Raw genomic sequence first — 20,486 nt, forward strand, 5'->3', positions numbered from 1 at the left:
AACGACTTGATCGTCGCGGATTACTTCGCGATGCTGGCCGACGACATCGCTGGGCGCCCCTACAATAAGGCTGAGCACAACCGGCAGCTTCAGGAACGGATCGACCGCACACGCACGTCGATCGAGTTCAAACACCAGAACATCAGTGCGGTGCTGAAGGGGCTCGGCGAGGACTGGATCCCCGGCTACAAGCCAGCGTTTAATTTCCAGATGACGCTGGTCGATGCGGTGGCGCGCTGGCTCGCGTTCCATCCCGACTGGCTCGGCCGGATGCCGGGCCTGCGTCCGGTCACCGGTCTACAGGAGGCCGCGCAGCTCTGGATCGGCCCACCGCCCACGCTGTCCAACCAGCCACCGCCGCAAGAGCTCGAGCAGATGCTGCACATCGCCCGCAAATTCGATGTTGCGGGCCGAGACGAGCGCAACCGCGCTCTCGGTCGCGCAGGCGAAGAACGTGTGCTGGCGCATGAGCGGGCTTCGCTTCAGGCCGTGGGGCGGGAGGATCTGGCGCGGAAGGTACGCTGGGTGTCGGAAGAGGATGGTGACGGCGCAGGTTATGATATCGAGAGCTTTGCACCGGATGGGCTGTCTCGCCTGGCTCAGAGACGAGACGTTCGAATTTCGCGGCGACAAGCATCGCAAGCTCCTCGAGCAGCTGTTCGACGCCTACTGGGCGGGGAAACCAGTGCTGCGTGTCACCGTGACACTCGCGGAGGCCGGGTTCTCGGACAAGACGAACAGCCTGTCGAAAGCGTTCAGCGGGCGAGACGACTGGCAGAAGTTCATCCGACAATCGGAAGGGAACTGCTGGATCGAGGTCTGATCCAAGCCATTGGATTTCATGAGTAAGGCCGTCCGGAAGGGCGGCCTTTCGCATTTCCGGGGCGCCTACCGTTTCCCCTACCGCTGCCCTTCCGAAGCCCTACCAGCCCCTCTGCGATCTTCACCCCCGCAGGTTTTCGAACAAACCCGAAGGAGGTTCAGATGGCGCTCAGGCACCTGTCGCAGATCGAGCTGGCAGCTCGCTGGAACATTTCCCACCGCACGCTGGAGCGTTGGCGGTGGACGGGCGAATACCATCACTCTGACCGCGCCCTATGCCGTCGTCTCCGGCGAGGGCCTGCTCGTCGGCTCCATCTTCGGCGTGGGCGCGGGCACCGCGGCCAGTGGCGAACCCGTCGAGACCGCGCTCGTTGGCGTCTTCGACCTGACGAAGGTCGGCAGCCAGGCCTGGACCGTCGGCGCGAAAGTCTATTGGGACGATACCAACAAGCGCACCACGACCGTCTCGACCGACAACACGTTGATCGGTGTGGCCGTCGAGGCGGTGGCGAGCGGCGCGGGCGACACCATCGGCAGGGTGCGCCTGAACGCGAGCTTCTGATGAGTGCTTTCGCCGCCGCCGTCGACGCGCTCTTCGCCGATCCGAACATTGGGCGGGCCGCAGTCTACATCGCCGATGGCGGTGCGCCCGTTCCGGTGCGCGTCGTCCCCCGACGGGCCGATGCGATCACGGACTTCGGTGATGCGCGGCTCTGGTCGGAAGCAACGCGGATCGATCTCCGCGTGGGCGAGGTTCCCAACCCGCGTCCCGGCGATCGCATCGAGATCAGCGGCGACGCCTTCCTCATTCAGGGTGAACCCGTCCGCGACCGCGAACGGCTCGTATGGACGCTCGATCTGAGGCCCGCATGAAACTTGGCATCGGCATCGTCGGCGATATCGTCCGCTTGATAGAAGGGGAAGTGAAGGCCGGGGAGAAGGCCGTCACCACGGCGATGCGCGATGCCGGGACCGGCCTCAAGACCGCCTGGCGCGCGCAGATCACCGGCGCGGGTCTCGGGGCACGGCTTGCCCGCACCATCCGGTCGGAGCAGTTCCCGAAAGGCAGGACCAGCCTCAATGCGGCAGCGCTGGTCTGGTCGAAGGCGCCGGTGATCGTCGGCGCGCACGATACCGGCCCGCTGATCCGCTCGAAGAACGGGTTCTGGCTGGCGATCCCGACGCCTGCGGCGGGCAAGTCCCTGCGCGGCGGACGGATCACCCCCGGTGAATGGGAACGTCGCACCGGCCTGCGCCTGCGCTTCGTCTATCGCCGGACGGGTCCGAGCCTGCTGGTCGCCGAGGGGCGACTGAACAAGAAGGGCCGTGCCGTGGCATCGCGGTCGAAGACTGGCCGGGGACTGACCACCGTGCCGATCTTCCTGCTGGTCCCGCAGGTGAGACTGCCGAAGCGGCTGGACCTCGCGCGGGATGCCGAGCGGGTGCGCGATGCGGTGCCGGGGCTGATCGTGGCGAACTGGGTAGAAGTGCAGTTACGATAAAGTGTGGAAGATTGCCGCTTGGGATATTGGCTCGTGCGTGCTCCAGCCCAGCCGTTGTTCAATGAACCAGAACCTCGGACGCATTTCTAAGAAGTTGCCCCAGAATCGTCGCCCGCGAGTCCCCGTTGTTTGGGCGAGCCTTAAGATAGTGTCCGGCTTGCTGGATGAGATTAACGTTCCGCTTGAGCCCAGTCGGAAAAAGGGCACCGGCGTCGAATGCCACGTTCAGCCTGTCTAGAGAAGACTTACTACGGTGCGCAAGATTATTTCTCGCTGCTATCGCGGCGTTTACGACCGCCCGTTGCTGGGCGTTCATATTTGTGAACCGCTGTGCGTGTGCCGCCACGAGCCATTGCTGAGCCCGGTCTTCGATTGCTCCAAAGTCGGGAAAGGACGTGTTCCGGCCTTCCGGATCGAGAATTTCTTTGAGTTCAGCCTTCGTGAGATGATCTCTATGCTGGAAATCCCCAAACTTATTAAATGCGGCTTCTGCTTTGGGTGATGCGTGCAAGCAAGCGCGAAGGCTGTTCTCAAGGTGCTCCATGACTTTCGAGCAGTCTCTGTTGGCATATGCGAAAATTAGATCGTTTACATATCCCTCAAACATAACGCCGATGGTCAGTACGTAGTTTTCGGTCGCGATCTTTCTGTCGTCTGCTCCCGCGAGAGTGTTCCACGATTTTTGGTAATACGCGAATTGCTCGTCAAGCTGCGCAGCAAAATCGTTCCAAACACCATCCGGACTGATCTTTCGCATGTGATTCCGCCTCCCGCAGCTCCCATACTTGGCAAGGTAATCGGAACTAACTCACTGCGCCACATAGAGAAGACGGTTCGAGATGCCCACCCACCGTGAAGCCATCCTCGCCGCGCTGCACACGCGGCTTTCGGCGCTGCCCGCCGCCGCCCTCCGCGGCGAGGTCCTGCCGGAACGTGTGCCGGCAGCCGGGTTGCTGATCCTGCGCGACGGAGAACCCGGCGAGCCCGAGGTGACGCTCTCGCCCTTGCGCTATCACTACCAGCACCGTGCCGAGATCGAAGCCGTAGTGCAGGGCGCGAGCCGGGACACGGGTTTCGACACGCTCTGCACCAGTATCGGCGCGGCGCTCGCCGCCGACCGCACGCTCGGTGGTCTCTGCGACTGGGTCGAGGCGGAAGCCCCGCAGCCCGTCGATCTGCCGGTGGACGGCGCGGCCAGCCTGAAGGCGGCCGTCATTCCGGTGGTGCTGCATTATTCCACGGCCGATCCGCTCGGCTGAACCCCTTCTACAAGGAGACCGACATGGCACGCGCCCAAGGGGCGCGGGCGCGGATGGCGCTCGCGTTCGAGACGACCTATGGCACGCCGCCCGGCAGCGGCTATACGAGGATGCCCTTTGCCAGCGCCACGCTCGGGGCGGAACAGCCGCTCCTGAACTCGGAGCTTCTGGGCTACGGCCGCGATCCTCTTGCGCCCATCAAGGACGCGGTGACCGCCGATGGCGATGTGGTGGTGCCGATCGATGCCGAGGCCTTCGGCTTCTGGCTGAAGGCGGCCTTCGGCGCGCCCACCACCACCGGAAGCTCTCCCGGTCCATATACCCATACGTTCCAGTCCGGCAACTGGACGCTGCCCAGCATGGCGATCGAGACCGCCATGCCCGAGGTGCCGCGCTACGCCATGTATTCCGGCGTGGTGCTGGACCAGCTTAGCTGGCAGATGCAGCGATCCGGCCTGCTCACCGCCACGGCACGGCTGGTGGCGCAGGGCGAGACGGTTGCTACCACCAGCGGTGCGGGAACACCGACGGAGCTCGACCTGATCCGTTTCGGGCATTTCAACGGCGCGATCAAACGCAACGGCACCGCCCTGGGCAACGTGATCTCGACCGAAATCACCTATGCCAACAACCTCGACCGGATCGAGACCATCCGTGCCGACGGCATGATCGACGGCGCCGATCCCTCGATCGCCGCGCTCACCGGCCGCACCGAGGTGCGTTTCGCCGACAGCACGCTCGTCAGCCAGGCGATCAGCGGTACCCCCTGCGAACTGGAGTTCGCCTACGGCCTGACCTCGGGCCAGAGCTTCACCTTCACCGTCCACGCCGTCTATCTGCCGCGCCCGCGGATCGAGATTTCCGGACCGCAGGGCGTGCAGGCCAGCTTCGACTGGCAGGCCGCCCGCGACGCCGCGCTGGGACGGATGTGCACCGCCGTTCTCGTCAACGATATCGAAAGCTACTGACATGATCCGTCTCGACCTTTCCAGCGAACCGAAATGGCTCGATCTGGGCCACGGCCTGCGCCTGCACATTCTGCCCGTCACCACCGCGATCATGGTCGCCGCACGCAACGACCCAGTTGTCGAGACGCTGCCCGAAGGGACGAGCAAGGAGGAGCAGGCACTGATCATGGCGAAGGCGGTCGCCCGCCGCGTGGTCACCGGCTGGGAAGGTGTCGGCGATGCCGACGGCGATCCAGTTCCCGTCACACCGGAAGGGATCGACGCGCTTCTGAACATCTGGCCGGTGTTCGAGGCCTTCCAGACCCGCTGCCTCGCGCCGCACCTGATGTTGGACGCGGAAAAAAACGCCTCCGCGCCCTCGCAGACTGGCACCTCGGCGGGGGCGAAAGCTACTGCGAAGCCTGCGCGGGCCCGTGCCCGAACTGCCCGGCGCGGCTGAACTACCCGCTGACGCCGGAAGGCTGGCAGGTCTGGGATCTGGCGCTGCGCCTGACCGGGCAGCTTCGCGTCGCGGCCGGCATGGGCGGGACCATAGTGCTCGGCTGGGACATGACGGCCGCGCTCGCGATGGCGCGGGCGCTCGGGGTCGATCCGCTGATCGCCGCCGAATGCCTGCCAGAGATCGAGGCGGTGATGGTCCGCAAACTCAACGAGCAGATGGCCCGCGACGAAAGGCCGGATTTCAGGGCTTGATCTTCTCGATCAGCGTCACGCCCGGCAGCCCGTCGAAATGCGCATCGCAGGTGATCAGCGTGGCGTCCTGCGCGCGGGCGGTGGCGAAGACGATGGCGTCGGCGGTCGCGAGCTTGTGCACACGGCAGGCCTCGGCCGCCGCCAGAGCGACTTCGGTGTCGAGCGGTACGACGTGGCAGAGCTGCGTGAAGGCGATCACCTGATCGGCCTTGTCCTCACCCACCTCGCGGGCGAGCCATTTCGCCAGTTCGAGCTGCACCATGGTCGGCACCAGCCAGTCGGATTGCTCGGGCAGATGCGCAGTCACTGCCTCGCCGGTCGGCGAACCGATCAGCCATTCGATCCAGGCGGACGTGTCGACGAGACGCATCAGACGCGATCCGACCGGTCCCGGTAATCGGTCGCGGACGCACCTTTCGCGATCCCGGCCAGCGCCTCGCGCTTCGGCACCGGCACGAGCAGCACGCCGGTTCCCTTGGGGATGAAAGCGAAGGTCAGCCCGGCTTCCCAGTGCTGGGCCGCGCGGATCGCCTTGGGGATCGAGATCTGGAACTTCGAGGACAGGGTGGCGGTCTCGGACATGTTCCTACCTTCGGTTTATCGATGCAAAAAACGTAAGACAAACGCTCGCCGTTTTCAAGGACTCCCCGACAGATGAGCCAGAAACGAGTCTCCGTCCGCCTCGTCGCCGAGGGCGGCCGGCAGGTGAAGGCCGAATTCCAGGGGATCGGCGACGCAGGCGAGAACAGTTTCAAGCGGATCGAGCGGCAGGCGGACATCACCGGAGCCGTGGTGCGCCGGGTCATGGGTGTCCTCGGCGCGGCGATCAGCACGCGCCAGCTCATCGCCTATGCCGACCAGTGGACCGACCTCCGCTCGCGTGTCGATCTCGCCACCGGCTCGCAGGAAGCAGGCGCGGCCGTCATGGACCGGCTCGCCTCGATGGCGCGCCGGACCTATTCGAGCCTCGGGCAGACCACGGAGTCCTGGCTCGCCAATGCCACGGCCCTGCGCGAGCTGGGGCTGACGATGGCGGAAAGCCTCTATTTCACCGAGGCGCTGAACAACGCCATGGTCGTCTCGGGCGCGCGGGCCGAGCGTGCGGCTTCAGTGCAGAACGCGCTCTCGAAGGCCATGGCCCTCGGCACGCTCAGCGGAGACAACCTCAATACCGTGATCCAGAGCGGCGGGCGGCTTGCGGAACTGCTCGCGTCCGAACTCGGTACCACGGTCTCGGGCCTGCGCACCCTCGGTCAGCAGGGGGCGATCACCGGCGATGTCATCCGCACGGCGCTGATCGGCAATCTCGAACTGCTGCGCGAGGAAGCCGACAGCATGCCGGCGACCATCGGCGATGCCTTCACGCTGATCGGCAACGCCGCCCTGCAACTGGTCGGGACCTGGGATCAGATGGCGGGCGCCTCCTCGACGGTGGCCGAGGGGCTGATCCTGCTGGCCGACAATCTGGAGAGGCTCGCAGCCATCGGCATCGCCTTCGCGGCCTTCATGGCCGGGCGCTGGGTCGCGGCGTTCGTTGCCGCCCGTGTCGTGACCTTCAGCCTGTCGGGTGCGCTGACGCTGCTGCGCGGCGCCATCATCCGCACCGGGATCGGCGCGCTGATCGTCGGCGCAGGCGAGCTGATCTACTGGTTCGGCCAGCTCGTGAAGGGCGCGGGCGGTTTCGGCTCGGCACTCGAGCTGATGGGCAACGTGGCGCGCGCCGTCTGGGACGGGATCAAGGCCACGCTCGGCTCTTTCGTGGACGACTTCCGCGCCCTGCGCGCCGATATCGAGGCGATCTGGCTGCGGCTGATGGCCTTCCTCTCGCGGCGAGAGGCAGCGGGTTACGGCGCCACCGCCGCGCAGACCGTCAACGTCACGATCAATGCCCGCGATGCCGAGAGCTTCCGGCAGTCCCGCACGCAGATCGCGGCGGACATCGCCCGAGCCGTTTCGCTGGGGCGGAGGGGGATGTAATGGCTTTCCACGAGGTCCGTTTCCCGGACGACATCAGCCGTGGTGCGCGCGGCGGACCGGAGCGGCGCACCCAGATCGTGGAACTGGCCTCGGGCGACGAGGAACGCAACGCCAGCTGGGCGAACTCGCGCCGCCGCTATGACGTGGCCTATGGCATCCGTCGTGCCGACGATCTCGCGGCAGTGGTCGCCTTCTTCGAGGCGCGAAACGGCCGCCTTCACGGCTTCCGCTTCAAGGACTGGGCCGACTTCAAGTCCTGCCTGCCGTCGCAGGCACCGAGCGCAACCGACCAGCAGATCGGCACCGGCGACGGCACGACAACGCAATTCCAGCTCGCGAAGCGCTACGCCTCCGGCGCGCAGTCCTGGACACGCAGCATCGCCAAGCCGGTCACCGGTAGCGTGCGTGTCGCGCTCGCGGGCGTCGAACAGATGTCGGGCTGGTCGGTCGATACCACGACCGGCCTCGTCACCTTCGGCTCCGCACCCGGTGCAGGCGTCGCCATCACGGCGGGCTTCGCGTTCGACGTGCCGGTCCGCTTCGACACCGATGCGCTCGACGTCACCCTCGATCTCGAACGCCTTGGCTCGATCACTTCCATCCCGCTGCTGGAGATCCGCAGATGAACGACGAGACCGGGTTCCTCGCCGCGGTGCTGAAGGAGCTCGCAACATCGACGGCGGTGATCCTGGCCGCCTGGGGCGCGCTCGGCGGGGCGACCAACGCACTGACCACGAGGATGCGCCTGCGCGACGCGCTGCGGCACATCCTGCTCGGCGGGTTGATCGCGGCAGGGATGGGCAGCCTTTCCATGGCGCTCATCACCAGCTGGCTGGGCCTGCCGCCCGAGGCGATCCCAGCCGGGGGCGCAGCAGGTTCGGCGGCCTATCTCGTCGGCGTCTTCGGCCCCGCCTTCATCGAGCTCGTCCTCGCCCGGCTGCGCGGGGAGAAGAAAGGCGACGGCGATGCATGAGCTGCTCCGCCTCGCGCGCTTCATTCGCTGCGACCCCATCGCCCCGCGTCAGGCTTTCGCCCACCGCCTGCGCATCGGCATCGCCGTCGCAGCTCTCATTCTGACCCTCTCGCTTCTGGGGTGATCCCATGCACACGACCGATCGGGGCCTGCTGGCCCTCGTCCGGCACGAAGGCATCGTGCCCGGAACCTATCTCGATGTGAAACAGGTCTGGACCTTCGGCATCGGCCACACCGCCGAAGCCGGGCCTCCCGATCCGGCTCGGATGCCTCGTGGCATGCCCGCCGATTTCGATGCCGGCATCCGTGAGGCGTTCAAGGTATTCCGGACCGATCTGGTTGCCTACGAGGCAGCGGTGCGACGGGCCGTGACCGTGCCGCTCAAGCCGCACGAATTCGATGCGCTGGTCAGCTTCCACTACAACACCGGTGGCATCGCGCGAGCCGCGCTGACGAGGCATCTGAACACCGGCAACCGCGTGGCGGCGGCCGAGGCCTTCATGGGCTGGCTCAAACCCGTCGCGATCCGCCCCCGGCGCGAGGCCGAGCGTGACCTCTTCCGCCATGGCCGTTACCCCACCGGGACCATCCCGGTCTGGGCGGTCGACCGCAATGGCCGGGTCGATTTCTCGCGACCCATCCGACGGCTGACCGAGGACGAGGCACTTGCGCTGCTGCGACCGGATGCGACGCCTGTTCCGGCGGCCGCTGCCCCCACGCCGACCCCGACCCTGCCAGTTGCACCCACGCTGCTGTCTCGCCTCACTGCATTCCTCGCCACCCTGATCGGAGGACGTCCATGAACTGGAACCTTGCCCGCGGCCTCGTCTACCTGGCCTGTCTTGCCGCATCCGGCCTCGCTATGGCCGGGCTGGCGGATTTCGATCTGGCCACCGGCACCCTCGATATCCGGCCCTTCAACCTCTACGCCCTGACCGGCGCGGGCGGCGGCGTGGTGTCTTCGCTTCTGGCTTCCGTGGCGCTCCTGCGCGGCTGGGGGCGGAAGTGAAGTCCCTCTCGCCCGCATTTCAGGCCCATCTCGACGAAGGCACGACGACGCTCGCCTGGTGCTGGCGGATCGTGCGCGCCGATGGCGTGAGTCTCGGCTTCACCGACCACGACCGGACGCTCGCCTTCGACGGCACCGACTTCGAGCCAGAGAGCGGATTGACGGCATCGGAGGTCCGCTCGGGATCCGATCTCTCCGTCGACGCGCAGGACGCCGAGGGCGTGCTGACCTCCGACCGGATCACCGAGACCGACATCCTCGACGGTCGCTGGGACAATGCAGAGGTTGATGTCTGGCGGGTGAACTGGAGCGATCCGGGGCAGCGCGTGCTGATGCGCCGCGGGGCCATCGGCCAGATCCGGCGAGGACGACTCGCCTTCGTGGCAGAGGTCCGTTCGCTCGCGCATGTCCTCGGACAGACGGTCGGGCGGACCTTCCAGGCGACCTGCGATGCGGCGCTCGGTGACGGACGTTGCAATATCGATCTGGACGCATCGGCCTTCAGGGGAACGGGTTCCGTCATCGACCTGCTGCGTGACCGGACGTTCACGGCTTCCGGCCTCGGCGACTTTGCCGCGGGCTGGTTCACCTTCGGCACGGTCGGATGGACCAGCGGCGCCAATGCCGGTCGGCGTGCAGAGATCGTCGCGCATGACCTGACCGACGGCATCGCCGTGCTGACGCTGCTCGAAGCGCCGGTGCGGTCCATCGCCGGGGGTGACGGTTTCGTCGTTCGCGCGGGCTGCGACAAGCGCATGGAGACCTGTGGCGTGAAGTTCGCCAATGTCGCCAACTTCCGGGGCTTCCCGCATATCCCCGGCCAGGATGCCATTCTCCGTTACGCGACGAAGGACGGCGGGCACGACGGGAGCGTGCTGTGACGAGCCTACCGGAAGAACGCGCTCCGCGCGGGGCCGAGCCGAACAGGGTGATCGCGGCGGCGCGATCCTGGCTCGGCACGCCCTACCACGATCAGGCGAGCCTGCGCGGCGTGGGCTGCGACTGCCTCGGCCTCGCCCGCGGGCTCTGGCGCGAGCTCGTCGGCCCCGAGCCATTCCCCATCCCGCCCTACAGCCGCGATTGGGGTGAGACCGGACCACGCGAGGTGCTGGCCGAGGGCGCAAGGCGCATGATGATCGAAGTGGAACCTGCGGCGACCGAACCCGGCGCGCTGGTCCTCTTCCGGATGAAGCCCCGCGCCATCGCCAAGCATGTCGGGATCCTCACCGGGCCCGGCATCTTCCTCCACGCCTACGAGCGGCTCGGCGTGATCGAGGAGCCGCTCACCTCCGTCTGGCAGCGGCGCATCGCCTTCGCCTTCCTGTTCCCGCAACGCTGAGCATCTGCCATGGCCACCCTCGTTCTCGGCGTCGCCGGCGCCGCCATCGGCGGCAGCATCGGCGGTGCGATCCTCGGTGTCAGCGCCGCCACCATCGGCGGCTTCATCGGCTCCAGCATCGGTTCGGTCGTCGACAGCTGGATCATCTCGTCGCTCGCGCCCACCCAGCGTATCGAGGGCGCGCGTCTCGACACGCTGCGCATCACCTCCTCGACGGAGGGCGCCGTCATCCCGCGCCTCTATGGCCGCATGCGCATGGGCGGCAACATCATCTGGGCGACCGATTTCCGCGAGGAGACCAGGACCACCACGCAAGGCGGCGGCAAGAGTGGTGGCGGCGGCAAGGTCAGGACCACGGAATATCTCTACTATGCGAGCTTCGCGGTCGCGCTCTGCGAGGGGCCGATCACCGGCATCGGTCGCATCTGGGCCGACGGCAAGCCGATGGACCTCTCCGGGGTCACCTGGTGCTGGTATCCGGGCGACGAGGTGCAGACTGCCGATCCCTTCATCGCGGCGAAGATGGGAGGGGCGAACACGCCCGCCTATCGTGGCATGGCCTATGTCGTCTTCGAGGAACTGCCGCTCTCCAGCTACGGCAATCGCCTGCCGCAGCTCTCCTTCGAGGTGTTCCGGCCACTCGCCGATCCCGACACCGCCGAAGGACTGACCCGCGCGGTCACGGTGATCCCGGCATCGGGCGAGTTCACCTATGCCACGCAGGCCATCCGCAAATCCGCAGGCGGCGCAACACAACCCGAGAACCTGAACGCCCTACCGGACGCCACCGACATGGTGGTTGCACTCGACCGGCTTCAGGCCATGGCCCCTGCGGTCGAGAGCGTCAGCCTCGTCGTCGCCTGGTTCGGCGACGATCTGCGCGCGGAATCCTGCAAGGTGCGGCCGGGCGTCGAGGTGTCCGCCAAGTCGACCACGCCGCTGTCCTGGTCGGTCAATGGCGTCAGCCGCGCCAATGCGTTCCTCGTCAGCCGCGACGATCAGGATCGGCCGGTCTATGGCGGCACGCCGTCCGACTTCGCCGTCATGCAGGCGATCCAGGAGATGAAGGCGCGCGGGCTGCGCGTCACCTTCTATCCCTTCATCCTGATGGACGTCCCGCCCGGCAACGCGCTGCCGAACCCGTATTCCGACAATGCTGCCGAGACGGGTCAGCCCGCATTCCCCTGGCGGGGACGGATCACCTGTTCCCCCGCAGCGGGTTATGCGGGATCGGTCGACAAGACCGCCGCCGCAGCAGCGCAGGTTTCGGCGCTCTTCGGCACGGCCACGCCTGCGAATTTCAGCGTCTCGAACCAATCGGTCATCTGGACCGGCCCACCCGGCGACTGGGGCCTTCGCCGCATGGTACTGCACTATGCCCTTCTCTGTGCGGCCGCAGGCGGGGTCGACGCCTTCCTGATCGGCACCGAGATGCCGGGGCTCACCACCATCCGCTCGGGCGCATCCACCTATCCGGCCGTGCATGCCTATCGGGACTTGGCCGCCGATGTCCGGTCCATTCTCGGGGCTGGCACGAAGATCGGCTACGCCGCCGACTGGTCGGAATATTTCGGGCATCAGCCGGGCGACGACGGCGGCGACGTGTTCTTCCACCTCGATCCGCTCTGGGCCGATCCGGAGATCGATTTCATCGGCATCGACAACTATATGCCGCTGTCGGACTGGCGGGACGGGTTCGAGCATGCCGACGTTGCCGCAGGCTGGCCTGCGATCTATGACCGGGCCTATCTGCAGGCGAACATCGCGGGCGGCGAAGGCTTCGACTGGTTCTACGCCAGCGCCGCCGATCGGTCGGCGCAGGTCCGCACGCCGATCACCGATGGCGCCCACGCCAAGCCGTGGGTCTTCCGCTACAAGGACCTGCGCGCCTGGTGGTCGAACCCGCATTACAACCGCCCGGGCGGGGTGGAGAGCGCGACGTCGACGCCATGGGCGCCGCAGTCGAAGCCGATCCGGTTCACCGAACTCGGCTGCCCGGCCATCGACCGGGGCACCAACCAGCCGAACGTCTTCTTCGATCCGAAGTCCTCCGAAAGCTTCACGCCGTATTTCTCGCGGGGCTGGCGCGACGATGCGATCCAGCGCGCCTATCTCGAGGCGAGCTATCTCTGGTGGGGCGAGGCCGCCAACAACCCGGTCTCCGCCATCTATGGCGGCCGGATGGTCCATGTCCCGGAATGCGCTGCCTGGACCTGGGACGCACGCCCCTATCCGTTCTTCCCGGAACTGACCGACGTCTGGACCGATGGTCCGAACTGGCGGCTCGGGCACTGGCTGACCGGCCGCCTCGGGGCGGTCTCGCTGGCGGCCCTCGTGCGGCACCTCTGCCTGCGCGCGGGGATGCCCGAGGACCGGATCGATGTCACCGGGCTCTGGGGCGCGGTCGAGGGATACGCGATCGGCGCGCTGGAAAGTCCGCGCGCCTCGATCACCACACTGTCGCGGCATTTCGGCTTCGACGCGGTGGAGACCGAGGGTGTGATCCGCTTCATGATGCGCGGCCGGGCGTCCATCATCACCATCGCGCCCGAGGATCTGGTTTCCACCCGCGAGGGTGACGTGCTGGAACTGACGCGGGGCCAGGAGACCGAACTGCCGCAGGCGCTGAAGTGGCAGCTGGCCCGCGCCGACGAGGATTACGACGCCGCGCTCGTCGAGGCGCGGCGCATCACCGTCGACACGGCGCGGATCACATCGGAGAGTTTCCCGATGGCGGTTCCGCCGGAAGAGGCGGAACGCCGCTGCCGCCGCGCGCTGCTCGAAGCCTGGACTGGCCGCGAGAGCGCGGCCTTCCGCCTTCCGCCCTCGCGGCTGGCGCTCGATCCCGCCGACGTGGTCCGGCTCGCACATGACGGGCGGGAGATCGAGTTCCGTCTCGTCTCCGTCGCGGATGCCGAAGCGCGCGGAGTGGAGGCAATCCGCCAGGACCGCGCGACCTACGATCTGCCGCCCGGCGATCCGCGTGCGGCTTCACTGACGCGCCCGGTCGTGTTCGGAGCCCCTGACGCGACATTGATGGACCTGCCGCAACTGACCGAGGATCAGCCGGCGCATCGTCCCTTCGTCGCAGCCCATGCCGTTCCATGGCCCGGGGAGATGGCGGTGTTCCGCAGCGGCTCGTCCGATGGCTTCGAGCTGCTGACCACCTTCGGCGGTCGGGCGCGGATCGGCGTCCTGGTTTCGGATTTCTGGTCGGGGCCGACCTCACGCTTCGATCTCGGCAACGTGCTGGTGATCGATCTGCTTTCGGGCACGCTGGAGAGCGTCACGGATCTGGCGCTGTTCGGCGGCGGCAATGCACTCGCCGTCGAGAGCGCACCAGGCATCTGGGAAATCGTGCAGGCGGGGGCGGCCGAACTGATCGCACCGGGGCGCTATCGTCTGACCCGGCTCCTGCGCGGCCAGCGCGGTACGGAAGGCGCCATGGGCAATCCGGTCCCAGCCGGGGCGCGGGTCGTGGTGCTGGACGAGAGCATTGCCTCGCTGCCGATCGCCGAGGCCGATCTCGGGCTTCCCTGGAACTGGCGCATCGGCCCGGCAAGCCGTCCGGCCAGCGACGAGACCTATCTTGCCACCACCTTCACGCCCGAGGGCGTGGGGCTCCGGCCGTTCTCGGTCGCTCATGTCGAGCAGCCATGGCGAAAGCCACGCACACCGGGTGATCTGACGATCCGCTGGACCCGCCGTTCGCGATCCCTCTCGGCCGACAATTGGGGCACCGGCGAGGTACCGCTCGCCGAGGAGGTCGAAGCCTACGAGGTCGAGATCCTCGATGGCCCGGCCGTCAAGCGAACCTTGGCCGCCGCCAGCACCAGCGTGGTCTACACCACCGCCCAGCAGTCCGCCGACTGGGGCGCACCGCTCGGGTCTGGCGACACGCTGACCGTCCGCATCTTCCAGCTCTCCGCCCTGATCGGGCGGGGCATGCCCAAGACCGTCACACTGACATTCTGAGAACGCCCATGTCCGATGCCACCACCCATCTGCTCCTGCCCTACATCCTGGCGGCGCAGGCACAGAAGCATGTCACCCACAACGAGGCGCTGCGGCTGCTCGACGGACTCGTCCAGCTCTCCGTCCTCGATCGGGATCTGACGGCGCCGCCCGGCAGCCCCGCCGACGGTGACCGCTGCATCGTGGCGTCAGGCGCAACCGGGGCCTGGACAGGGTGGGATTTGAACGTCGCGCTCTGGACCGACGGCACCTGGCTTCGCCTTCCGCCGCGGACCGGCTGGCGGGCATGGGTGGAGGACGAGGGGTTGCTGCTGGTCTATGATGGCTCCGTCTGGATCGTCACGACGCCCGTCGAGCTACAGAACATGGTGCTGCTCGGTCTCGGAACGACCGCCGATGCGGCCAATCCGTTCTCGGCGAAGCTCAATGCCGCGCTCTGGACCGGCAGGACCGTCGCCGAAGGAGGCACCGGCGATCTCTTCTATACCATGAACAAGGAGGCCGCCGGTCGCGACCTCGGGCTCACCTTCCAGACCGCCTATGTCACCAAGGCGCTGATGGGCCTGTTCGGTTCGGACAGGTTCCGGCTGGCGGTCTCCGCCGACGGCAGCGCCTTCTTCGACGGGCTGATCGTCGACAACGCCACCGGCATCGTCGACCAGCCCCGGCTGCCGCGCTTCAAGGGATATACCAACTACGACAACTATGTTGCCGTCGACACCTGGACGAAGATCGCGATCAACAACACCGACTACAACGACCAGAGCGCCTTCGACGCAGGCAACAACCGTTTCGTCGCTCCGGTCGCCGGCACCTACCTCCTCGGCGCCACGCTGCTCTACAAGGTCAATTCCAGCACCACGGCGCGCATGCGCGGGCGACTCGTGCTGAACGGCTCGGCCGAAATCCGTGGGTCATTCGGCGAGATATCCGGGGCGCACGCTTCCGAGGCGACGGCGCTCTGGCTGCAGACCATGGTGTCGCTCGCACAAGGCGACACGGTCGAGCTGCAGGGCACCTTTCGTGTGGCCGACGGGTATTTCGCCGCCGACCACACGTCCTTCTGGGGCGCGAAGGTGGGTTAAATGTCAGCAAAACTGATGGCTGGTCCCTGAGCACCTATAACAGTCAAAGTTGGCTGCACGAGCCGCCCGCCGCATCCTGGTTTGCCTCCCAGTCCGCGTAGGTGCGTCCATCCGGAAGCTTCCAGAGAATTCGACCGTTGGCGCTCGCGCCGATAACCGCCGCAGCCGCAGCCGAGGCAGACGTGAAGCTGTATGCGCTTGTGAAAATGAGAAAATCGCCTTCTTCTCGAAGAACACCCTTCTCGACCAGCGTGTTTCTGAGGGTGACTGTGCCTCTTGGTATCGTTCGTGTCGTCCGGCCCCTCGCCCTCGATCCGGCTGTAACCACGAAGTCCCCCGAGGGTCCGATCTCCATCTCTGCTGCGAATCCTTCGCCCCGGAAATAGAAGCGAGGGCTTTCGTGGGTCTCAGCCTTTGGCAGATCCCGTTCCAGTATCTGATCGGGTGTTCGTCCGCGGACTTCGCGAAACAGATCCCAGCCCAGTGCGCCTACCAGGGTTTTCGTCTGATCCACAAACTCATCCATCGCCGCGCGGTCGGGCAACGGCAGCTTGCCAGCGTCGTCGGAGGGTGTCCGCGTGAGCGGCTCGTCGATCTTCTGTCGGATCAGCGCAAGCAGATGCTGGAGCTTGGCATCATCGGCCGGGGTCACCTTTTCCATCGAAGCGATCAGTTCCTCGATGAGAGCAAGGTCCGCAGCCAGGTCATGCTTCCATGACGGCAGATCCATATCGGTTAGGCTGATCTGCACCTTCTTTCCGACCGTGAACTCGTCCAGGCCGGAAAGATCATCATCTTCCGGGTCAAAATCGCTCGCTTCCGCAAGGTAGTCGCTCACGCTCCCGGCGCGCCCGGTTCTCTCGAACTCGTCGATGGCGTCAAGGGTGCGAGAGATATTCTCACCCAGCGATCGCAGGGTAAGCCGGAACGCTGCGACGGAGCTTTCGAGGCGCTTCAGCAGGTTCGTCGTCATGAGCGCCTGCAGGCTGCGCTCACGATCAGCCTGGCGCAGCTTACCCCCTCCGCCTTCAACTTGCGTGTCGTAGAGCTCCTCGTATTTACGCAGGCGGCTTTGCAAGATGTAGCTGATAGGCGCATAGACCGCGAGCTTCAGCACCGACAGTCTCGTGAATATGTCGTCCAGCCCCATGACGTCGGGGCGTTGGGTGATGGGGCAATGGAACGAGAGCGGCTTCCGGCGCTCCGGGAACTTGCCGATGTCCTTCGTGTCATAGAAGGTCTCGATATGCTTGCGTGACCGAGCGATAGTCACGGCGTCAAGCAGCTCAAAGAAATCGAAGTCCAGCGCCTTCAAAATTGAGGCCGCCGTCCGTTCATCGGGTGGCAAAGAAGACCACTCGTTGAATGCTTTTTGGGCGCGACGGAAAATCTCTTCGACGCTGGTCTCTGTTTTCAGATTTTTGCTAAGGGCCTCTGAGTGCCCCTCATAGGCCAACGCGAGCTGGTTTCGCAGATCGATGAAGCGATTGTTCACCGGAGTTGCGGAAAGCATCAGAACCTTGGTCTTCACACCAGCGCGGATGACCTTGTTCATCAGTTTCTGGTAGCGCGTTTCTCGATCCTTGTAGACGTCGTTGTTCCGGAAATTATGGGATTCGTCGATGACGACCAGGTCGTAATTACCCCAGTTCACACGGTTAAGTGGGATGCCGAACGACTCGCCGGTCGTGCGAGACAGGTCAGTGTGGCATAGGACATCGTAGTTGAACCTGTCCTTGGCGAAGATATTGGTGGTCAGGTTGGTATTGTAGTTTCGCCAGTTGTCCGCGAGCTTCTTTGGGCACAGCACCAGAACGGAGCGGTTGCGCAGTTCGTAATATTTGATGACGGCCAACGCTGTGAACGTCTTACCAAGACCGACGCTATCGGCAAGGATGCAGCCGTTATAGGTCTCCAGCTTGTTGATGATGCCGGTGGCCGCGTCCTTCTGGTAGTTGAAGAGCTTGTTCCAGACCACGCTGTCGCGGTAGCCAGTGAGATCGTTCGGCAGAACGTCCTCATCAACCTCTTCCAAGAAGTCCTGAAAGATGTTGTAGAGCATCATGAAGTAGATGCGCTCTGGCGAGTTTTCCTGATAGACGGACTCAATATGTTCGCAGATTGCGGCCGTGACATCCTTTACCTTCTCTGCATCCGACCAGATTTGATCGAACAACTGAAGGTACATCTGGGTGTGGTTCGGATCGTCAAACCGCGTGACAAAATTCGAGACAGCATCTCCTTTTTGATAGCCCAGATCGACTGCCGTGAAGCCGCTGATCGGCATGTAGGCAATGCCGCCGTCAGTGCCCGCCACATGCAGGAACTGCTGCATCGGGGCCTTGGTGGTGTTCGAGCGGAATTTGGCCTTCTTGCGAATCCAGTCGGCGCACTCGCGCGCCACAGCTCGCTGGGTGAGTTTGTTACGGAGCTGAATCTCGAACTCTGTCCCGTATAACCCGCTCTCACGTCGCGCCTTTGGAATGAAGAACTCGCGACGCTCCTTACGCATGCGATCGGTGACCTCGTTCGGCACAAAGGTGGGAGCTGTGAAAATGAACTGCAGGCTGTCGATCTTCGAGAGTTCCGATTTGAGAGCCTCAAACGCATAGATCGAGAAGCAGGACGCGGCGATCCGTAAACGCGCACCCCGACCGACTGAAGCCTTCAGGTCATCCCCGAGAAGGTGAGAGGTGTTATCGATGATCTGCATCGATGACCTCTCGATTCAGAAGCACGATCTGCTGATCCTGGGGCCGCCTGGCGGCCGGGTCTGTATCGAGTCCAAGACGACGCAGAGCGTAATACAGGAGCGCGCGCCTGACTTTGATCCTGGCCTTACCACCGCGCATGCCGTAGTCGAGCGCAATCACCTTTGCCTGTGTTTCAGAGAGTGCGGGGTGCGGTCCCACCTCCAGCGTAACCTCGGAGTTCCAGTCACAGTCGTTGTCCGCTGACACGCCGCTCTCCCGCGAACCGCGAATTTCAAGAATCCGGGAGAGCAAGAAATCCTTGAAGGCCTCGTCAGTCAGGCAGAACGCGCGGGTGTGCCAGCGGAACCCGTCAAACGCGATGGCGTGCGGAGCGATCCACCGCCACCGGGGCTCCGGGCTTGAAAGGGACTGGTACTTCACCTCAATCGCCTCGGCCCGCCGAATGGCACCGACGACCGACCGGAGCATTGCGGGGTTGACGCCGCGAACCGGCGTCGGAGCGGATGCGTAGGGCGGGAGATCGGCGATCCAGGAATCCTCGCGATCAAGGATCCCATCGGCCACCGACCGCAACTGGGCGAGGTAGCGGCTGGCGTCGGGTTCGAGGAACTGCGGCTTGAACTCGGGGCCCCGGACATAGGTCCGCGCACTCTTGTCGTAGACCATGTTCTCCGGAGCGAAGCCAATATAGCGATTCAGGTCGGTGGACGCCTGGTTCACCGAGACCCCGAACTGGTCCATCAAATCGCTACGGTTCACATGGCCCTCCCAGAACAGACGGAACTCTATGAACTCGAGGCGCTGCTCGACCCCCCAACGAAGTTCCGCCCTGTCGTTATCCACCGTGCTCTCTCGGCTTGGCTGGTGCGCACGTTAACTATGCACACCCAATTTCTGTGCTGACGCTACCCGAGTGGTAAAGCGTGAGCAATCGAAATTGCGCGTAAAGCGTTTGAATCGGTAGGTGATCTGACTTTGTGGTGTTGACGAGAAAGGGGCGTGCCGAGATGCATCAAGCCTCGACACGCCCAGAGAATGACGCAGCCGCACATGCGGCCACGCGGCCGGCGAAAACTCGAGCCGGCCTGGCGGGCTCCGAGCGGGTTCTTCCGGAACGCCACGCTCGATGGCACGCCGGATCATCTTGTGCTCCTGGACCGGCGACAACCGGCTGATCCGCTTGTTGTAGGTGAAGGCTTCGTCGTCGGTGGAGACCAGGCACTCGACCTGTTCGATGCCGAGGTCTTTAAGCACCTCGATGCGAACATGCCCGTCCAGCAGAAGGAAGGTGCCCGGATTTGCGGGATCGCGGGCGACCACGGGCGGTTCGACGAGACCGACCTCGCGGATCGACGCGGTGATCTGCTGGTATTTCTTGCTGGATTTCGTGGCCGTCCGAAGCACCCGCACCGGCAGAAGGGCGTCCACGGCCAGGGTCACGCAGTCGTCTTCAAAGGCATGGGCAACGACATCGGGAAGGCGGCGATCTTTCCGTGTCATGGATCCGTCCTCGCGTGTTCCTCCAGATAGGTGGGCATCACCGCGAGGCTTTCGGCACGCAGCAGCGTCAGGAAGTTCTCGTCGCTCCGCAGCGAGCGGAACGCCTCCGTGACGAAGAGAAGCCGGCCTTGGGTCAGCTCCGCCTTCTTGATCATCAGCTTCTGGCGATCGGCTTCCTGACGATAGGCGCGCACGAGCGCATCGCTGGTCAGGGGGCGCCCGGAGCGGTTCACTTTGCGGCCGAAGGGCGTTTCATCGACGCGCCGCCCATGGCGCTGGCGTCGTTCGAGCAGGCGCCGCACGGCCGCGAATTTCTTCCCGCGCAGCTTCTTTTCGGTATAGGCATCCATGAGCGCGCGCTGGGCACCTTCGTCGTCCGCTCTGGAGATTTCGATCGCGAGGTTCGTCCATGCGTATGGCGATGGTGATGTCCGGCAAGAGTCCCGTGTCGAGGCGGATGCGCCAGCGCAACGAGCCTGCCGCGGTCTCGAAGCATCGCGACAGCACGACCGATACCGTGAATTCGCCATTGACGGTCAGAAGCTCGGTCCGGGGGTCCTGAACGGCATTGCCACCGGCGTTTTCGATCCCAGCGACGACGCCCGCGACGATCTGCGGATGTGCCTCGCGGAGCTTGCGGTTGATCTCGATGTATCGGTAGTCGCGGTCG

Annotated in this window: 25 protein-coding genes; 18 read left to right on the forward strand and 7 right to left on the reverse strand. The window is 65.1% G+C overall.

Features of this window, described 5'->3' with window-relative positions; genetic code table 11:
- Positions 1 to 6 precede the first annotated feature (6 nt).
- From MWN34_RS02270 to MWN34_RS02285, 4 genes are read left to right on the forward strand one after another with little or no spacing between them, the layout of a single operon-like run.
- Entirely contained in the window at positions 7 to 849 is an 843-nt protein-coding gene (locus MWN34_RS02270; RefSeq protein WP_247026180.1) for a DUF3883 domain-containing protein, read from the forward strand.
- Entirely contained in the window at positions 842 to 1,384 is a 543-nt protein-coding gene (locus MWN34_RS02275) for a DUF2190 family protein (protein ID WP_247026181.1), read from the forward strand. The genes MWN34_RS02270 and MWN34_RS02275 overlap by 8 nt, the downstream gene beginning before the upstream one ends.
- Positions 1,384 to 1,695 carry a head-tail joining protein gene (locus MWN34_RS02280; RefSeq protein ID WP_247026182.1) on the forward strand — a complete coding sequence of 104 codons (312 nt, stop codon included), beginning with the start codon at positions 1,384 to 1,386 and terminating at the stop codon, positions 1,693 to 1,695. Before MWN34_RS02275 ends, MWN34_RS02280 begins: the two co-directional genes overlap by 1 nt.
- The gene (locus tag MWN34_RS02285; RefSeq protein ID WP_247026183.1) at positions 1,692 to 2,324 is read left to right on the forward strand and encodes a DUF6441 family protein; all 633 of its coding nucleotides are present in this window, start codon (positions 1,692 to 1,694) and stop codon (positions 2,322 to 2,324) included. The genes MWN34_RS02280 and MWN34_RS02285 overlap by 4 nt, the downstream gene beginning before the upstream one ends.
- A gap of 58 nt (positions 2,325 to 2,382) precedes the next feature.
- Here the strand turns inward: MWN34_RS02285 and MWN34_RS02290 are convergent, their stop codons facing one another.
- Positions 2,383 to 3,081 carry a hypothetical protein gene (locus MWN34_RS02290; protein ID WP_247026184.1) on the reverse strand — a complete coding sequence of 233 codons (699 nt, stop codon included), beginning with the start codon at positions 3,079 to 3,081 and terminating at the stop codon, positions 2,383 to 2,385.
- An 82-nt stretch (positions 3,082 to 3,163) separates the two neighbouring features.
- On the opposite strand from MWN34_RS02290, the gene MWN34_RS02295 reads away from it, so the two are divergent.
- From MWN34_RS02295 to MWN34_RS02310, 4 genes are all read left to right on the forward strand, one after another.
- Positions 3,164 to 3,583, forward strand: a complete 420-nt coding sequence (locus MWN34_RS02295; RefSeq protein WP_247026185.1) for a hypothetical protein — start codon at positions 3,164 to 3,166, stop codon at positions 3,581 to 3,583.
- Positions 3,584 to 3,606: 23 nt separating this feature from the next.
- Positions 3,607 to 4,551: a phage tail tube protein gene (locus MWN34_RS02300; protein ID WP_247026186.1), complete on the forward strand. Its 945-nt coding sequence runs from the start codon at positions 3,607 to 3,609 to the stop codon at positions 4,549 to 4,551.
- Between the two features lies 1 nt (position 4,552).
- On the forward strand, positions 4,553 to 4,990 hold the full coding sequence (locus MWN34_RS02305) for a hypothetical protein (RefSeq protein WP_247026187.1): 438 nt from the start codon (positions 4,553 to 4,555) through the stop codon (positions 4,988 to 4,990).
- An 80-nt stretch (positions 4,991 to 5,070) separates the two neighbouring features.
- On the forward strand, positions 5,071 to 5,244 hold the full coding sequence (locus MWN34_RS02310) for a DUF7697 family protein (RefSeq protein WP_425532043.1): 174 nt from the start codon (positions 5,071 to 5,073) through the stop codon (positions 5,242 to 5,244).
- Here MWN34_RS02310 and MWN34_RS02315 read toward each other — a convergent pair.
- A complete protein-coding gene (locus MWN34_RS02315; protein WP_247026189.1) occupies positions 5,234 to 5,614 on the reverse strand; it encodes a type II toxin-antitoxin system VapC family toxin in 381 nt (126 codons plus the stop codon). The genes MWN34_RS02310 and MWN34_RS02315 overlap by 11 nt on opposite strands.
- Positions 5,614 to 5,826, reverse strand: coding sequence for an AbrB/MazE/SpoVT family DNA-binding domain-containing protein (locus MWN34_RS02320; protein WP_063184944.1), 213 nt, complete (start codon positions 5,824 to 5,826; stop codon positions 5,614 to 5,616). The genes MWN34_RS02315 and MWN34_RS02320 overlap by 1 nt, the downstream gene beginning before the upstream one ends.
- 72 nt (positions 5,827 to 5,898) lie before the next feature.
- Between MWN34_RS02320 and MWN34_RS02325 the strand changes: the two genes are divergently transcribed.
- From MWN34_RS02325 to MWN34_RS02365, 10 genes are read left to right on the forward strand one after another with little or no spacing between them, the layout of a single operon-like run.
- Entirely contained in the window at positions 5,899 to 7,221 is a 1,323-nt protein-coding gene (locus tag MWN34_RS02325; RefSeq protein WP_247026190.1) for a tape measure protein, read from the forward strand.
- Entirely contained in the window at positions 7,221 to 7,847 is a 627-nt protein-coding gene (locus MWN34_RS02330) for a DUF2460 domain-containing protein (protein ID WP_247026191.1), read from the forward strand. Before MWN34_RS02325 ends, MWN34_RS02330 begins: the two co-directional genes overlap by 1 nt.
- Positions 7,844 to 8,194 (forward strand): hypothetical protein, encoded by a 351-nt coding sequence (locus MWN34_RS02335; RefSeq protein WP_247026192.1) that lies wholly within the window; start codon positions 7,844 to 7,846, stop codon positions 8,192 to 8,194. The genes MWN34_RS02330 and MWN34_RS02335 overlap by 4 nt, the downstream gene beginning before the upstream one ends.
- Positions 8,187 to 8,318, forward strand: coding sequence for a hypothetical protein (locus MWN34_RS19555; protein WP_281502831.1), 132 nt, complete (start codon positions 8,187 to 8,189; stop codon positions 8,316 to 8,318). Before MWN34_RS02335 ends, MWN34_RS19555 begins: the two co-directional genes overlap by 8 nt.
- A gap of 4 nt (positions 8,319 to 8,322) precedes the next feature.
- A complete protein-coding gene (locus MWN34_RS02340) occupies positions 8,323 to 8,997 on the forward strand; it encodes a lysozyme (RefSeq protein WP_247026193.1) in 675 nt (224 codons plus the stop codon).
- Positions 8,994 to 9,203, forward strand: a complete 210-nt coding sequence (locus MWN34_RS02345; RefSeq protein ID WP_113450927.1) for a hypothetical protein — start codon at positions 8,994 to 8,996, stop codon at positions 9,201 to 9,203. Before MWN34_RS02340 ends, MWN34_RS02345 begins: the two co-directional genes overlap by 4 nt.
- Positions 9,200 to 10,084 (forward strand): DUF2163 domain-containing protein, encoded by an 885-nt coding sequence (locus tag MWN34_RS02350; RefSeq protein WP_247026194.1) that lies wholly within the window; start codon positions 9,200 to 9,202, stop codon positions 10,082 to 10,084. The genes MWN34_RS02345 and MWN34_RS02350 overlap by 4 nt, the downstream gene beginning before the upstream one ends.
- Positions 10,081 to 10,542: an NlpC/P60 family protein gene (locus MWN34_RS02355; protein WP_247026195.1), complete on the forward strand. Its 462-nt coding sequence runs from the start codon at positions 10,081 to 10,083 to the stop codon at positions 10,540 to 10,542. The genes MWN34_RS02350 and MWN34_RS02355 overlap by 4 nt, the downstream gene beginning before the upstream one ends.
- A 9-nt stretch (positions 10,543 to 10,551) precedes the next feature.
- The gene (locus MWN34_RS02360) at positions 10,552 to 14,517 is read left to right on the forward strand and encodes a baseplate multidomain protein megatron (RefSeq protein ID WP_247026196.1); all 3,966 of its coding nucleotides are present in this window, start codon (positions 10,552 to 10,554) and stop codon (positions 14,515 to 14,517) included.
- 8 nt (positions 14,518 to 14,525) lie between these two features.
- Entirely contained in the window at positions 14,526 to 15,602 is a 1,077-nt protein-coding gene (locus MWN34_RS02365; protein ID WP_247026197.1) for a DUF2793 domain-containing protein, read from the forward strand.
- Between the two features lie 43 nt (positions 15,603 to 15,645).
- Here MWN34_RS02365 and MWN34_RS02370 read toward each other — a convergent pair whose 3' ends face one another.
- The 4 genes from MWN34_RS02370 to MWN34_RS02385 are packed head-to-tail and all read right to left on the reverse strand — an operon-like array spanning position 15,646 to position 20,346.
- Positions 15,646 to 18,315, reverse strand: coding sequence for a DUF4357 domain-containing protein (locus tag MWN34_RS02370; protein ID WP_247026198.1), 2,670 nt, complete (start codon positions 18,313 to 18,315; stop codon positions 15,646 to 15,648).
- Positions 18,299 to 19,159 carry a BrxR family helix-turn-helix transcriptional regulator gene (locus MWN34_RS02375; protein ID WP_247026199.1) on the reverse strand — a complete coding sequence of 287 codons (861 nt, stop codon included), beginning with the start codon at positions 19,157 to 19,159 and terminating at the stop codon, positions 18,299 to 18,301. Before MWN34_RS02375 ends, MWN34_RS02370 begins: the two co-directional genes overlap by 17 nt.
- A gap of 30 nt (positions 19,160 to 19,189) precedes the next feature.
- Entirely contained in the window at positions 19,190 to 19,816 is a 627-nt protein-coding gene (locus MWN34_RS02380; protein ID WP_247026200.1) for a ParB/RepB/Spo0J family partition protein, read from the reverse strand.
- A complete protein-coding gene (locus MWN34_RS02385; protein ID WP_247026201.1) occupies positions 19,813 to 20,346 on the reverse strand; it encodes a plasmid partitioning protein RepB C-terminal domain-containing protein in 534 nt (177 codons plus the stop codon). The genes MWN34_RS02380 and MWN34_RS02385 overlap by 4 nt, the downstream gene beginning before the upstream one ends.
- Positions 20,347 to 20,486 lie beyond the last annotated feature (140 nt).

The sequence above is a fragment of the Ancylobacter crimeensis genome, from assembly GCF_023016805.1.
Taxonomy (GTDB): Bacteria; Pseudomonadota; Alphaproteobacteria; order Rhizobiales; family Xanthobacteraceae; genus Ancylobacter; species Ancylobacter crimeensis.